Annotated in this window: 12 protein-coding genes; 7 read left to right on the top strand and 5 right to left on the bottom strand. The window is 71.7% G+C overall.

Going from position 1 to position 14,041, the window contains the following annotated elements; all coding sequences use genetic code 11:
• Position 1 precedes the first annotated feature (1 nt).
• Positions 2–922 (bottom strand): amidohydrolase family protein, encoded by a 921-nt coding sequence (locus G9272_RS42805; RefSeq protein WP_171401572.1) that lies wholly within the window; start codon positions 920–922, stop codon positions 2–4.
• Between the two features lie 5 nt (positions 923–927).
• The gene (locus G9272_RS42810) at positions 928–1,953 is read right to left on the bottom strand and encodes an amidohydrolase family protein (protein WP_171401573.1); all 1,026 of its coding nucleotides are present in this window, start codon (positions 1,951–1,953) and stop codon (positions 928–930) included.
• A gap of 177 nt (positions 1,954–2,130) precedes the next feature.
• Between G9272_RS42810 and G9272_RS42815 the strand changes: the two genes are divergently transcribed.
• The 4 genes from G9272_RS42815 (at position 2,131) to G9272_RS42830 (ending at position 6,215) form a co-directional block, all read left to right on the top strand.
• Positions 2,131–2,799, top strand: a complete 669-nt coding sequence (locus tag G9272_RS42815; protein ID WP_171401574.1) for a response regulator transcription factor — start codon at positions 2,131–2,133, stop codon at positions 2,797–2,799.
• Positions 2,800–2,810: 11 nt separating this feature from the next.
• Positions 2,811–4,223 carry a sensor histidine kinase gene (locus G9272_RS42820; RefSeq protein WP_171401575.1) on the top strand — a complete coding sequence of 471 codons (1,413 nt, stop codon included), beginning with the start codon at positions 2,811–2,813 and terminating at the stop codon, positions 4,221–4,223.
• Positions 4,220–5,212 (top strand): TAXI family TRAP transporter solute-binding subunit, encoded by a 993-nt coding sequence (locus G9272_RS42825; protein ID WP_171401576.1) that lies wholly within the window; start codon positions 4,220–4,222, stop codon positions 5,210–5,212. Before G9272_RS42820 ends, G9272_RS42825 begins: the two co-directional genes overlap by 4 nt.
• 82 nt (positions 5,213–5,294) lie before the next feature.
• On the top strand, positions 5,295–6,215 hold the full coding sequence (locus G9272_RS42830; protein WP_171401577.1) for a Clp protease N-terminal domain-containing protein: 921 nt from the start codon (positions 5,295–5,297) through the stop codon (positions 6,213–6,215).
• A 123-nt stretch (positions 6,216–6,338) separates the two neighbouring features.
• Here the strand turns inward: G9272_RS42830 and G9272_RS42835 are convergent, their stop codons facing one another.
• Positions 6,339–7,202 carry a helix-turn-helix transcriptional regulator gene (locus tag G9272_RS42835; RefSeq protein WP_216377863.1) on the bottom strand — a complete coding sequence of 288 codons (864 nt, stop codon included), beginning with the start codon at positions 7,200–7,202 and terminating at the stop codon, positions 6,339–6,341.
• Positions 7,203–7,333: 131 nt separating this feature from the next.
• Between G9272_RS42835 and G9272_RS42840 the strand changes: the two genes are divergently transcribed.
• From G9272_RS42840 to G9272_RS42850, 3 genes are all read left to right on the top strand, one after another.
• Positions 7,334–8,284 carry an NAD(P)-dependent alcohol dehydrogenase gene (locus tag G9272_RS42840; protein ID WP_171401578.1) on the top strand — a complete coding sequence of 317 codons (951 nt, stop codon included), beginning with the start codon at positions 7,334–7,336 and terminating at the stop codon, positions 8,282–8,284.
• Positions 8,285–8,466: 182 nt separating this feature from the next.
• Positions 8,467–8,745, top strand: coding sequence for a hypothetical protein (locus G9272_RS42845; RefSeq protein ID WP_171401579.1), 279 nt, complete (start codon positions 8,467–8,469; stop codon positions 8,743–8,745).
• Between the two features lie 205 nt (positions 8,746–8,950).
• Positions 8,951–10,144, top strand: coding sequence for a PP2C family protein-serine/threonine phosphatase (locus tag G9272_RS42850; protein ID WP_171401580.1), 1,194 nt, complete (start codon positions 8,951–8,953; stop codon positions 10,142–10,144).
• Positions 10,145–10,438: 294 nt separating this feature from the next.
• Here G9272_RS42850 and G9272_RS42855 read toward each other — a convergent pair whose 3' ends face one another.
• Entirely contained in the window at positions 10,439–12,157 is a 1,719-nt protein-coding gene (locus G9272_RS42855) for a SpoIIE family protein phosphatase (RefSeq protein WP_171401581.1), read from the bottom strand.
• A gap of 344 nt (positions 12,158–12,501) precedes the next feature.
• Positions 12,502–13,905: an SMI1/KNR4 family protein gene (locus G9272_RS42860; protein WP_171401582.1), complete on the bottom strand. Its 1,404-nt coding sequence runs from the start codon at positions 13,903–13,905 to the stop codon at positions 12,502–12,504.
• Between the last annotated feature and the right edge of the window lie 136 nt (positions 13,906–14,041).

Consider the following 14,041-nt stretch of genomic DNA (forward strand, 5'->3'; position numbering starts at 1 on the left):
GTCAGACGCTCTCGCCGGGCCAGTACAGGCCCATCGGGTTGGCGACGAGGAGCTTGTGCCGTTGCTCAGCGGTGACCGCCACCTGCGGCAGGTGATCGACGAGGAGTCCGTCGTCGGGCATGTGGCCGGTGAGGTTGGGGTGAGGCCAGTCGGTGCCCCACAGCACCCGGTCGGGGAACTCCTCCACGACCCGGCGGCCGAAGGGGACGACGTCGGTGTAGGCGTGCCGTTCGCCGTCCAGCGCGGCGGGTCCCGTCACGCTCAGGCGCTCGGGGCAACTCACCTTCACCCAGACGTCGTTGCCGTCGACGAAGCGCAGGAAGCGGGTGAACTGCGGCCCGTCCACCGGCTGCGTCACGTCCGGTCGTCCCATGTGGTCCACCACCAGCGGAACGGGCAACGACCCGAAGAAGCCCTCCAGTTCGGGCAGGTCGACACTCTCGAAGTAGAGGACGACGTGCCAGCCCAGCGGAGCGACCTTCTTGGCGATCGTGTGCAGGTCGTCCTCGGGCGAGGTGTCGACCAGACGCCGTACGAAGTTGAACCGCACTCCGCGCACGCCCGCCGCATCGAGTTCGAGCAACTCGCCCTCGCTGATGTCCGGGCGGACCGTCGCGATGCCGCGCGCCCTGTTGCCTGCGGCTCGGACGGCGTCGACCATGGCGCTGTTGTCCGCGCCATGACAGGTGGCCTGCACGATGACGTTGCGGGCGACGCCCAGGTGGTCGCGGAGCGCGAACAACTCCTCCTTGCCGCCGTCGCAGGGCGTGTACTTCCGTTCCGGCGCGAAGGGGAAGTCGGCCTGCGGGCCGAAGACGTGACAGTGGGCGTCGACGGTCCCCGGCGGCAGCCGGAAGGCCGGTGTGGACGGGTTGCGGTACCAGTCCAGCCAGCCGGGGGTCTTGGGGGAGAGCGGGGTCATGTCTCTCACCGCCCCTGGCGCTTCAGCAGTGCGTCCAGGCGCGGGTACACGGCGCGGGCGTTGTGTTCCTGGATCGCCGCCAGGTCGTCCGCCGGCAGCTTGGCCGCCTCCGCGTAGCGACGGGTGTCGTCGAAGTGGTGGCCGGTGCACGGGTCGATGTCGCGCACGGCGCCGATCATCTCCGAGGCGAAGAGGATGTTGCGGGCCGGGACGACGTCGTAGAGGAGATCCGAGCCGGGCTGGTGGTAGACGCAGGTGTCGAAGAAGACGTTGCCCAGGACGTGTTCCTCCAGTGGAGGCTTTCCGAGCGCCATCGCCAGGCCCCGGAAGCGGCCCCAGTGGTAGGGGACGGCGCCGCCGCCGTGCGGGATGACGAAGCGCAGGGTCGGGAAGTCGGCGAACAGGTCACCCTGGACCAGCTGCATGAACGCCGTGGTGTCGGCGTTCAGGTAGTGCGCGCCGGTGGTGTGGAAGGCGGGGTTGACGCTCGTGCTGACGTGGACCATCGCCGGGATGTCGTACTCCACCATCTTCTCGTAGACGGGGTACCACGACCGGTCGGTGAGCGGCGGCGCGGTCCAGTGACCGCCCGAGGGATCAGGGTTCAGGTTGAGAGCGACGGCGCCGTACTCCTCCACGCAGCGGGTGAGTTCCGGGACGCAGGTCGCGGGGTCGACGCCGGGAGACTGCGGAAGCATCGCAGCGGGCACGAAGCGCTCCGGATACAACCGGCTCACGCGGAAGCAGAGTTCGTTGCAGATGGCCGCCCAGGCGGCGGAGGTCTCGAAGTCCCCGACGTGGTGCGCCATGAACGACGCGCGGGGGGAGAAGACCGTCAGGTCGATGCCGCGTTCGTCCATCAGCCGCAACTGGTTCGGCTCGATGGTCTCGCGCAGCTCGTCGTCGCCGATACGCAGGTCCGCGCGGGCGGGGGCGGCCGAGGGGTCGGTGAGGGAGGCGATCTGCCGGTTGCGCCATACCTCCAGGGCCGGCGGGGCGGTCGTGTAGTGACCGTGACAGTCGATGATCATTACGGCGTCCTTCTCAGGCTGCTGGGTGCCGTGCAGCCTGGCTCCGCCCCGCACCGGCGGACGAGAGGGCGGAACACAGAACTAACCTCCCCTTAACACTCCGGCGGGTGCACCGCCGGTGTGGTCTACATTCGGCTGGAGGCAGTGGCCGGGAGTGGCCGAAAGGAGGTGGTCAGGGTGCAGATCCTGCTGGCCGAGGACGACGACGGCGTGGCCGCGGCGCTCGTGGAGGTCCTGTACGACCATGGTCATGTCACCCGGCGGGTCCGGTACGGCAGGGATGTGCTGACCTACCACCGCAGCTCCGACCTGCTGCTTCTCGATCTGGGCCTGCCCGACACCGACGGTCTGGACGTCCTACGCGCCTTGCGTGCCGTGAGCGACATGTCGGTGGTGGTGCTCACCGCCCGCGGCGACGAACGCTCGGTCGTGCGCGGACTGCGGCTCGGCGCCGACGACTACCTCGTCAAGCCGGTCCGTCTCGCCGAGCTGCTCGCCCGGATCGACGCCGTCACCAGGCGGAACGCGGCGAAGAGCGCCTCCTCCGTACGGACGGCCCGTGCCGGTGACGTCGAGGTGGACCTCGACGCGCGCCGGGTCCGGGTCGCCGGGGCGGAGATCGAACTGACCACCAAGGAGTTCGACATCCTCGCCGTGCTGGCCGGGCGTGCGGGAACGGCGGTCAGCCGCGAGCAGCTCCTGGACGAGGTGTGGGGTGACGCCCGCCACGCCGTGTCCCGGTCCCTCGACGTCCACCTCACCCAGCTGCGCGCCAAGCTGCGCCGCCCGGAGCTGCTCACCACGATCCGGGGCTTCGGCTACCGCTTCGGGGACCTCGAGGACTGAGGGGACGACGCGTGCGCACCCGGGTCCAGGCCGCCCTCCTGCTGTTCGTCGTGATCGCGGTGGCCGCGTTCGCCGTACCGCTGCTGCTGTTCACCGCGTCCGACCGCACCCAGCAGCTGGTCCTCGCCCGCAGCGCCGACCTCGACCGCTTCGCCTCGCTCATGGACCAGGCCGCGTCCACCGGCGACACCTCGGCCGTCGCCGCCGAGGCGCGCCGCTACACACAGCTGTACGGCGAACCCCTCGTCGTCACCGACACGCGCCGCAACCCCGTCGTCCAGACCGGTGGCATGCGGGCCGCCGACCCGGACGTCGCGCGGCTGCTCGACGCGGCGCTGCGCAACCAGACGGCGCATCCCACGGGGGCGCTGCGCCCCTGGTCGCGGGGGTCCCGGATGTTCGCCGAGCCCGCGGGCACCGGAACCCGGGTCTCCGGGGCCGTCGTACTGAGGGCCTCGGTCGGGACCGCGGCGGAGGACATCACCCGGCGCTGGGCCGCCGTCGTCGCGGGCGCCGCCCTGGTCGCCGTCGCCTGCACGGTCCTCGCCCGGGCCGCGACGGGGTGGGTGGTCAGCCCGCTGCGCCGCCTCGACCGTGCCGTCGGCCAGCTCGCCGCGGGACTCCCGCCCGAACAGACCCGGGCCGGCGGCCCGCCCGAGCTGCGCCAGCTCGCGATCGGCTTCAACCGCATGGCACGTACGGTCACGGCGGCCCTGGAGCAGCAGCGCAGGCTCGTCGCCGACACGTCCCACCAGATGCGCAACCCCATGGCGGCGCTGAGGCTCCGCGTCGACGCCCTGGACACCCACCTGCCCGCGTCGGCGAGCCGCACCTACACCGGGGTCACCACCGAGCTCGACCGCCTGGAGACCCTCCTCGACGACATGCTGGCCCTCGCCGCCGCGGAACACCGGGCCGGGGAACTGACGGTGACCGACGGCTCGGACGCCCACTGCGACCTCACGGCCGTGGCGGCCGCTCAGCACCGCCTGTGGGAGCCGGTCGCCCACCGCGCCGGAGCCCGCCTCACGCTCCGGGCCGCTCCGGCCCAGGTCATGGCCGCCTGCACGGACCGCGAACTCGCCCAGATCACGGACATCCTCGTGGACAACGCCATCAAGTACGCGGGCCCGGGCGCCGAGATCTCGCTGAGCTGCACCACCGAAGGCCCGCTCGCGGTCCTCATGGTGACCGACGACGGCCCCGGCCTGGGCACGGAGGAGCTCGCGCTCGCCACCACCAGGTTCTGGCGTTCGGGCCGGCAACGACAGGACGGCACAGCGGGTACGGGACTGGGCCTGGCCATCGCCGAACAGCTGCTGGCGGGGCGGGGCGGCCGACTGGAGCTGGAACCCGCGCGACCGCGGGGGCTGCGGGCCAGGGCGGTCGTGCCGCGCGCGCCGGGCGACGGGGGCGCCCCATGACCCGTCCCGTCGACCGCCGCGCCCTTCTCCACGCCGCCCTCGGCACGGCAGCCGTCGCCGTCCTCGGCGGCGCGCTCACGGCCGACGCCTCCCGGCAGCTGCCCGGCCCCAGCGGTGTCCTGCGCGTCGCCACCGGAGAGCCCACGGCGTTCTACGCGGCTTTCGGCCGCCTCCTCGCCGCAGAGCTCGAAGCGGCGTATCCCCGTCTGAGCTGCCGCGTCCGCACCACCGCGGGCAGCGTCACCAACATCGAACTGCTCCGCGACCGCCGCGCCGACCTCGCACTCGTCCTCACCGACACCGCGCTGGCGGCCCAGGGCACCGACCTCTTCCCGCACCCCGTGCCCCTGCGCGCGCTCGGCAGGGTGTACGAGACCTACCTCCAGTTCGTCGTCCGCGCCGACTCGCCCGTACGCGCGGTGTCCGACCTGGCCGGACACACCGTCTCGCTCGGCGCCACCGGATCGGGCGCGGCCGAACTCGGCGAACGGATCCTGCACGCCGCGGGGCTTTCCCCCGGCACCGACGTGCCCGTCAGCCATCTCCCGCTGGCCGACGCGGCCGACGCGGTGCGGACGGGCTCGGTCGACGCGCTGCTCGTCGCGGGCGGAGTACCGCTGCCCACCCTGTCCGACCTCGACGACCGTGTCGGTCTGCGGTTCCTGCCGCTGGCCGGTCTGCTGCCCCGGCTGCGCGGCCGCGACGGCCTCGCCGGGTCGGGCCTGGAGGAGGTGTCGTTGCCGCAGGGCGCGTACCGGTCGGCGGGCGGAGTCGGCACCATCGGAGTGTCCAACCTGCTGGTGTGCCGCCCCGACCTCCCCCGCGGCGTCGCCGACGCGCTGACCCGCCTGCTGGTCCTGCGGGCGAGCGCCCTCGTTCCCGGCAACGCCGTCGGCACCCAGTTCCTCGACGTCGGCAGCCTGATCGGTACGGGCGGCATCGCACTGCACCCCGGCGCCGTCGCGGCGTACCGCTCACTGCACGGCTGAGCCACTTCGTACGCCGTCTCCCGCCCGGCGCCGGCGCGTCCTGTCGATGTGGACTGCCCCGAACCTCGGCCAGAATCTCCCCATGACCATAGAACTCCACGCGGACCCCAGCCTGCTCACCGCCTTACGCCCGGTCCACGCCGGCCGCCACGTCAACACATACGACCTGCTGGCCCGCATCAGCAAGGACCAGCGGGTTCAGGAGTTCCTCGCACCGTACGACCTCACGACACAGGTGGTCCGCAGGGGCGTCGCGGCGATCGACGACGAACCCGGTGAGGTCGAGGTTTCCCTGGCCGGGCAGGCGGACCGCTCGCTCACGCTCAGCACGGCGGGTGCGACGGCGCTTGCCCGGTGTCAGGAGCGGCCGTCCGTGACCGGTCAGGGCGCGGAGCGCACGCCGGCCGATCTGCTGGCGGCACTCCTGGGCGACCCGTCCTGCGGGGCAGTCGGTTACCTGAACGAGTGCGGGGTGGACGTCATCACACTGCGGCAGGCCGTACGGTCGGGACAGCCCCCCGCCCAGGAGGACACCGTCCCGCCGGAGCTGCACTCCACCCGCGACGCCCTGGTGGGCCGCCGCCGCTACAAACCTCGTGGACTCGGGCAGTTCTGGACGACGCTCCTCGTCAGGACGACGCCGTTCAACGCGGCGACACACCCGGTGCTGTGGGCGCGCCTGGAGGCCGGGGAACTCGCCGGGCAGCACGGTGGGAAGGTCCGCACCGACGACGTCCTCCTGGGCATGTTGCGGACGTACGCGGTCGCGCGGGCCTATCCGCACCTGACGAAGGACGCGAAGGGCGACTACGACGGGGGCAGGTCCCTGGCCGAGGTCGGGGTGGAGCACGAACAGGTGCGCGCGGTGATGGCGAACACCGACGCCGGCGGTACCTCCGAGCTGCTCGACCGGCTGCTCAGCGAGCCGGGCAACCGGAGCGTGCGGTTGTTGGCGGCGCTCGGCGTGGATCCAGCCGATCTCCCGGGCCGTGCCGGTCTCTGACCGGCCCGGCGCAAGGCGGTTCGGGACGGCGGCAGGGCGCGAGTCGCCTGCGGCCGCCGTCCCGATGCCGCGGACGGGATTCGCGCCGTCCGGGAGGGCACACGGGGTGGATCGTGCTTTGGGTCAGCGGGCGTTGAGCAGGCCGGCGAGCAGTTGGAGCCGCTCGGCGTCGGGGCCGCCCTCGACGGCGGTGTAGACGATCAGCATCGGGCCGGGAGCGCCCGGCAGCGGGTAGGCGTCCCAGTCCAGGTTCAGCTCCCCGACCAGGGGGTGGTTCACGCGCATCCGGCCACGCGTCGTCTCCGCCACGTCGTGGCGGGCCCACAGCGTCGCGAACTCGTCGCTGCGGACCGCGAGTTCACCGACCAGCTCCGCTGCGCGCGGGTGCCCCGGATCGGCGGCGACCTGGGCGCGCAGCATCGCGGTCAGCTCGGCGACGGTGGCGGCCCGCTCCGGGCAGGTCTGGTCGGCCTCCGGGTGCAACAGGAGCGACAGCAGGTTGCGCTCCGTCACCGGGAGCCGGGTGAACTCGCCCAGCAGCGCGCCGGCCAACGGGCTCCAGGCCAGCACGTCCAGGTAGCGGCCCACGACCAGTGCGGGCGAGGGCATCGTGCGCAGCAACCGCTGTGTGGTGTCCGGTACTTCCTCCGGTTCGTACCGGCGCGGGGCGCGGGCCGGTGTGCGCGCGGCGGCGGCGAGGCTGTGCAGGTGCCGGCACTCCTCGGTGGAGAAGTTCAGGGCGCGTGCGAGGGCGTCCAGGACCTGTTCGGAGGGCCGTACGTCGCGTCCCTGCTCCATCCGCTGGTAGTAGTCCGAACTCACCCCCGCCAGCAGGGCCAGTTCCTCACGCCGCAGCCCGGCGACACGCCGCCTCGGGCCGGGTTCGAGGCCGACGTCCTCCGGGCGCAGCCGGGTCCGGCGGGTCCGCAGGAATTCGGCGAGTTCGCGTCGGGGCTCGTCGGTCAGCGCGAAGGGGTCGTCGGTCACGGCGCCAGTATGCCTCGGGCACCGCTCGGGAGGGTGGGTCTGCCAGTCCCAGGAAAAGGCGAACGACCGTGATGTCGCGAGCGGGGGCCACTATCGGTTCCACACCCGACGACCACGGAAGGAACAGCGACATGAAGGCCGCTCAGATCACGAGTTACGGTGCACCGGACGTCCTGCGCATCAACGATGTCGACCGCCCCGCGCCCGGTGTCGGCGAGGTCCTGGTGTCGGTCGAGGCGTCCAGCGTGAACGGACACGACGTGATCGTCCGTGCCGGGGAGTTGAAGATGGTGTCGGGGCGCCGCTTCCCGATCGGTGCGGGGCTGGACTTCGCGGGCGTCGTCGTCGGGACCGGCGCCGATGTCGAGGGTTACCGGGCCGGTGACCGGGTGTGGGGCACGGTGCATCCCCGGCAGCGGCACTCCACCGCGGGGGCGGCCGAGTACGTCGTGGTCCCGGCCGACCGGATCGCGCCCGCCCCGGCGGACCTCTCGCCGGTCGACGCCGCCTCCCTGGTCGTGGCGGGCGCCACGGCGCTCATCGCACTGCGCGACAGCGTGCACCTCGCGGGCGGGGAACGGGTCCTCGTACGAGGCGCGGCCGGGGGAGTCGGCACAGCCGCCGTGCAACTGGCACACGCAACGGGCGGGCACGTCACCGCGCTGGCGCGCGACCGCCACGCCCGACTGCTCACCGACCTCGGTGCCGACGAAGTCCTCGACTACGGCTCCACCACCTCGGACCAGATCGGACCGTTCGACGTCATCGTCGACACCGTCGGCTCGGAACTGCACTGCTACCGAAGCCGGTTGGCCAAGGGCGGCCGGATGGTCACCGTCGGCCTGTCGGCCGGCGCCTTGGCCGCGATCGCCGCGTCGAGCGTGCACGGCTCCCGCCGAATCCGCACCTTCAGCGCCAATCCCGACAGCGCCGTGCTGCGCGATCTGGCCGACCATGTCACGTCGGGTGCGCTGCGCCCGGTGGTCGACAGCGTGTACCCGCTCGCGGACATCGCCGCGGCGCACACGGCATTCGAGCGCGGCGGAGTCGTGGGCAAGCACGTGATTGCGGTGTCCGCGTAGCTCGGGGCGGCAAGTCGCACGCCGGCCCTTGCCATGGTTCCCCGAAAGGTGCCAAGCAGCCATTACCGAACAGGACGCGCCTACGTCGCGCCGTATCCGCTGCCCCCCGGCGGGACTAGGCTGTGGGGTGAGGCCCCAGTCCCCGGTATCGATGCTTCGTCCTGCTCCCGGGGAGGCCCTCCGTGTTCGTCCTGCTCCTCATCCTGACCGCGGTCCTGTTCGGCGTCGGCTTCCTGCATCCCATCTGGTGGGTGGCTGCGGCGGTGTTGGTCTTCGCCGCCACTCGTCACGGCCGCGATCGCGGCGGAGGCCGGAGCCGTGGTGACGGTTCGGATCTCGGGGAGTATCGGGACTACGAGGAGCGCCGGGATCGTGTGGAACGCTGGGACCGCCGCTACAGCCGCCAGAACCGGGCGCGCTGGAGGCGTGAGGACCGTCGTGACGGCGAACACCGCAGGTGAACCGGGGAGCCTGTCAGGCCCTTCTGTTGGGCCACCGGTCGATGTAAGGCGTGGTTCCGTTCTGGTCGTGGTGTTCGGCCCGGCTCACCGCCTCCGAGGCACTGGCCACCGACCCAACCCGCTGTCCTGACCAGGCAAGATGAGGAAATTGGGTGATGTTGCGGAGACTCGGGGAAGAAGGTGCGACAGCCGATAGGAGGTTGTCGTGGAGGGTGGAGATCTGGAACTGGGCGAGTTGCTGGCCGCCGCGGAGGCGGCGCCGCCCGGTGAGTCCGTCGACGTGATAGCGCACGATCTGCAAAAGCGGTTCGGTGCGGAGCGTGTGTCCTTCCTGTTCGTCGACCTCATCGGTCAGCGGCTGGTACGGCTCGCCGCGGCCGGCGGTGAGGTCGCGGACCAGGCCGAGCCGATCGACCTGCACGGCAGCGTCTACGACAGCGTTCTGCGGAGCCAGCGCCAGCATGTGGAGCCGGACGGCCAGGGCGGACGGCGCGTCATCACGCCGGTCACCAACCGTGGCGACTGCATCGGCGTCCTGGAGGTCAGCCTCCAGTCCGCCGACGACACCGTGCTGCGCCAGGTCCGCGATGCGGCACACGCACTGGCCTACATCATCGTCACGGACCGCCGCTTCACCGATCTGTACCACCTGGGCCGGCGCACCACCGAAACCAGCCTGGCCGCGGAGATCCAGCACCAGCTGCTTCCCTCGGCGCCCTGCTGCGAGGCGGCCCAGTTCACCCTCGCCGCCGGGCTGGTCCCGGCCGACGACATCGGTGGCGACACCTACGACTACACCCTCGACCGCGACACCCTGCACCTGTCCATCACCGACGCGATGGGCCATGACACGAACTCGGCCCTGCTGGCCACTCTGCTCGTCGGGGCACTGCGCCGGGCACGCCGCAGCGGCTGCGACGCCCTCAAGCAGGCCCGCCACGCCCACGAGGCCCTGCTGAGCCACAGCCGCGGCCTGGCCACCGGACAGCTGCTGTGCGTCGACCTCGAAACAGGCCTGTGCGAACTGGTCAACGCCGGCCACCCCCGGCCACTGCGGCTGCGCGACGGCACCGTCGAAGAGGTCGGACTCGCCGTCAACCTGCCCTTCGGAGTGGTGGCACCCACCGCCTACCGCGTACAGGAACTGCAACTGCGTCCCGGAGACCGCCTGGTGCTGCTCACCGACGGAATGCAGGAACGCGGTGCCGCGGCCGTCGACCTGGCTTCGGTCATTCACGACACCCGCGCGTTGCACCCGCGTGAAGCCGTCCGGAGCCTGACCGCAGCGGTGCTCGACGCCTGCCACGGCAACCTCAAGGACGACGCCACGGTGCTGATACTGGACTGGCACGGCAATCGCCGCCGACCGGACGAGACCAGACCCGACCCGCAGCGATGAGCCGCAGCAGCTCAAGTGATGTGCCCGGTACGGCGCACGACGGCTTCCCCCGTCACGGCGGCCCGGGACTCGCCGGTCAGCCGCCAGCTGTGCCCGGTGCGCCCGGACCGAGACCATCAGCCCGTCGAGGGAGTCCCTGGTCCGCACGAGGTCGGCGATGTGCGCGGAGAGCCGGGCGCGTCGGCGCAGGGCAGCAGCTCGGCGATGGCGGATCCAGCACGGGCCTCGACCACGTCTGCACATGGCCGTTGCCGGCCGGAGTACAAGGGCAACATCGCCACCGCGGCGCGCGGGTCACGTCCGGGTGGGTACCCGCAGGGCGAGCAGGGCGACGTCGTCGTCGTTGGCGGCGGGGCGGACCCGGTGCAGCAGCTGGTCGGTGAAGGAGGCCAGCGGACGGTGGGCGAGGGAGGCGGCGTGCCGGCGCAGTCGGTGCAGGCCCTCGTCGAGGCTGTGGCCGGGTTCTTCGATCAGGCCGTCGGTGTACAGCAAGAGGGTTGATCCGGGCGGCAGCAAGGCGGTGGCGTCGGTGCGGGGCTTGCCGGATCCGGTGCCCAGCAGGATGCCGTTGCCGCCGGTGAGGTAGTCGGCCAGGCCGTCATGGCTGATCAACAGGGGTGGCGGGTGGCCGGCGTTGGTCCAGGAGAGTTTCCACCGGCCCTCGTCGGCCTCTTCGACCCGGGCGAGGATCATGGTGGCCATGGTGACGTCGGTGATGTGTATGACCGCTTCGTCGAGGCGTTCGACGATCCGGCTGGGGGGCTCTTGCAGGGCCCAGGCGTAGGCGCGGAGCATGTTGCGCACCTGCGCCATGCCGGCCGCCGCCTCCAGGTCGTGGCCGACGACATCGCCGATGGCCAGCGCGGTGGCGCCGTTGGAGAGGGAGAAGGCGTCGTACCAGTCGCCCCCCACCTGCGAGGCGTCGGGCGCGGGCAGATAGCGGACCGCCATCTGCAACCCGGACACGCGCGGCATCTGGGGCAGCAGATGGTTCTGCATGGTCTCGGCGACCTTGCGCTGGCGCTGGTAGAGGCGCGCGTTGTCCAGAGCGAGGCCGGCGCGGCGGGCGATGTCCTCGATCAGGGGGAGATCGGCGGTGTTGAAGTCCCCCGGCTGCCGGGCACGGCCCAGGGTCAGGGCACCGAGGACCGCCCGGGTGCTGCGGATCGGCGCGATGGCCGCGGAGTGGACTCCGGTGGCGTCGAACAGGCGGCGCTGTTCGACCGCGATACCGGAATCCGGCGGCCCCTGGTAGGTCTGCGGGCCGGCCAGCGTGGAGGCGACTCCGCGCAGGGCCCTGGACAAGGGCATCGGGGATTCCTCGGGGACCGGCGGCATCGGTCCCTGAAGTTCTTCGTGGGGCACCAGGGCGTCACCGTCCGCCTCGACGACGACAGTACGCCACACCTCGTCACGTTCGGTGATCAGATCGATGATGGCCCAGTCGGCCAGCCGGGGCACCACCAGGGTCACCAGTCGCCGCAGTGCCTCGTCGACATCGAGGGTGGAGGTCAGCTGAGTGGTGGTTGCGGCCAGCAGCGCGAGCCGTTCGAGTTCCGGCAGCAGCGTGGCCGTCGGCTCCGGCCGCGGGTCGGTGTCCCGCGGTTGCCGGGCATGGAAGAGGACGAGTGTGCCGCGTTCGCACCCACGGAGATCGAACGGGGCTATCAGCCATGAGATGGGCAGCACGGAGCCGTCCCCGAGGGCGAAGTAGTCTTCCTCGGCCTGAGCGGTGCGCCCGGCGTGGAAAGCCTGCCGCATACGGCACTGAGTCCTCGGCAGGGGCTGGCCGTGGGCGTCCCGGTGCAGCAGGTCGTGCGCGTCATGGCCGAGGAGGTCTCCGGCGGGCCGGTCCAGGAACTGTTCGGTGCGCAAGTTCACGGCGAGGATGCGGCCCTGCTCGTCCACGACGTAAGCGCAGGTCCCGATCGCTTCCAGCACCTCGGCAACCGCGGCGGCAGACGCCGGCAGGAGCCGTCTGCCGTGGCTGTGCGTGTCCTCCGGTCCTGCCATGCCCTGATCTCCTCAGCTGACGGGCGGCACGCCCGTTCGACGTATATCCGCCTTCCCCGACTGCCCAGCCACTGATGAATCCCACCTGCCCTCGCCTCGCGACCGCCGGAACCGGGCCGCCAGGGCCTGCCCGGGCGGCGGCGAGGAGAAGGGTCATCCGAGCCCGGGACCGGCGGCACCGACAGACACCCAGGCCGGCGCCTACGGCCGGAGCGCCGGCAGGCCGGCCGCAGCGGGCCGCCTTTCGCTCCCGCCTGCTCCCTCTTCCCTCCTCCCTGGCGCTCATGATCCTGCACGAGGACTTCGCCGGACCGTCCCCGGCCGGCTGTCGGTTGCCCCGCCGGCTATGCCACGGGGCCAAGGAATCCTTCGAGGACGGTCCGCATGATCTGGGGCCGGTCCCAAAGGGCCAGGATTTCGTTGGCGAGGGCCACGATGGGCAGCGGATCCTGGTTTCCGTGTACCACGATGGCGGCGGCCAACAAGCTGCGTGGAACGGCTCGGGCGTCGAGGAGGACGCGCCATTCCTGAGGGCCGAGCTGGAGAAACTCCAGTCCGCTGAGTCCGGCGATCTCCAGAGGGTCGGCCAGCGTGCCGGGGTAGGCGGTAAGGGTACGGAGGCGGGGCAGCCCGGTGACGGGGGCAAGGCTGAAGGGCGCGCTGTCCCACACGCCGATGGACAGGACTTCCAGACCGGGGTGTGCGGCGGCTTGGACGCTCTTCAGTCGTGCGATGTTGACCCAGGCCGCGGCCGGTGGACGCTGTCCCTGCGGGCTGCTGGGTTGCGCGCTGGGCCGGTCCAGTACCAGGTCGGTGAGGGAGTCGGCGACGAGCGCGGCGCCAGTGCTCTCCTCGTGGGAGAGCATGATGACCTGTCCGATGTGTCCGCGGGGGCCGGGTGTCAGATCGATGGCCAGCCGGTCGCCGCCGCCGTTGTCACCGAAGGCGATCCAGCCCGGTGAGCCGACGAGGCCCTGTACTGCGGCGTCGGGCGGGGTGTCGACCGCCTCCATCGCCGCGAACTCCCAGCCGCAGTGGCGCGACGATGCGTCGGCGATGTACAGACCGTCCAAGTCGAAGAGCTCGCAGCCGACCGCTGTGGAATCACGTCTCGCCGCCTCGTAGTCGTCGTTCCAGTCCTCCCACCGTGCTCGTGTCACCCGGTAGAGCACCTTGAGCTCGTCGGGCAGCGTGATGCCGAGGCGCCCTTCGGCGGCGGTGATCTCCTCCTCCGTCGCGCCGATGGCGTCGGGCAAGCGCTCGCGGAGCTGCCGCTCCAGCAACTCCAGGTCGGCCGAAGGAGCCGGCTCTGCTCCGGCCACCGGATCAGGGAGGCGGCGCCAGGGCTCGGGCAGGGAGCCGTCGACCAGGACCAGGGCCCCCGGGTGCGGGGTGCCGATGCCGGGCTCCACGGCCGGGCTGGGCCCGAGCAGACGCAGTACGGCCTTCCCGCTCGGTTGGATCTCCGCGGTGAAGGAGACGTCGTCGACTCCGGCGTCCGCGAGCGCTCTCCGCACCCGTTCCACCGCGTCGACTTCCTCCTGCATGTCGTCTACCTGGGCGGCCCGTCCCGGCGGCGGCAGCTGTCGCCGCAGATCCAGGCTCCAGCTGTGTCGGCCGATGCGCCCCGCCACCCGGGTGGACCGGGCGGCATGTTGCTCCTTGCTGCCGGCCAACAGCAGCCGCAGCACGGGTTCCCAGGTCGCGAAGTCGCCTATCGACAGCAGGGAGGGTTTCTGATCAGCCATGCCGAAACCGTATGCGCCGCCACTGACATCGGGCTCGTCCATCAAGGGCCGGTGGACCGGTGGACCGGTGGGCCGGTGGACGCCGCCGGTGACCTTCGATGTCACTTGGGCGCGACCGACTCTGCTACGGGACGTG

The organism is Streptomyces asoensis (genome assembly GCF_013085465.1).
Classification (GTDB): domain Bacteria; phylum Actinomycetota; class Actinomycetes; order Streptomycetales; family Streptomycetaceae; genus Streptomyces; species Streptomyces cacaoi_A.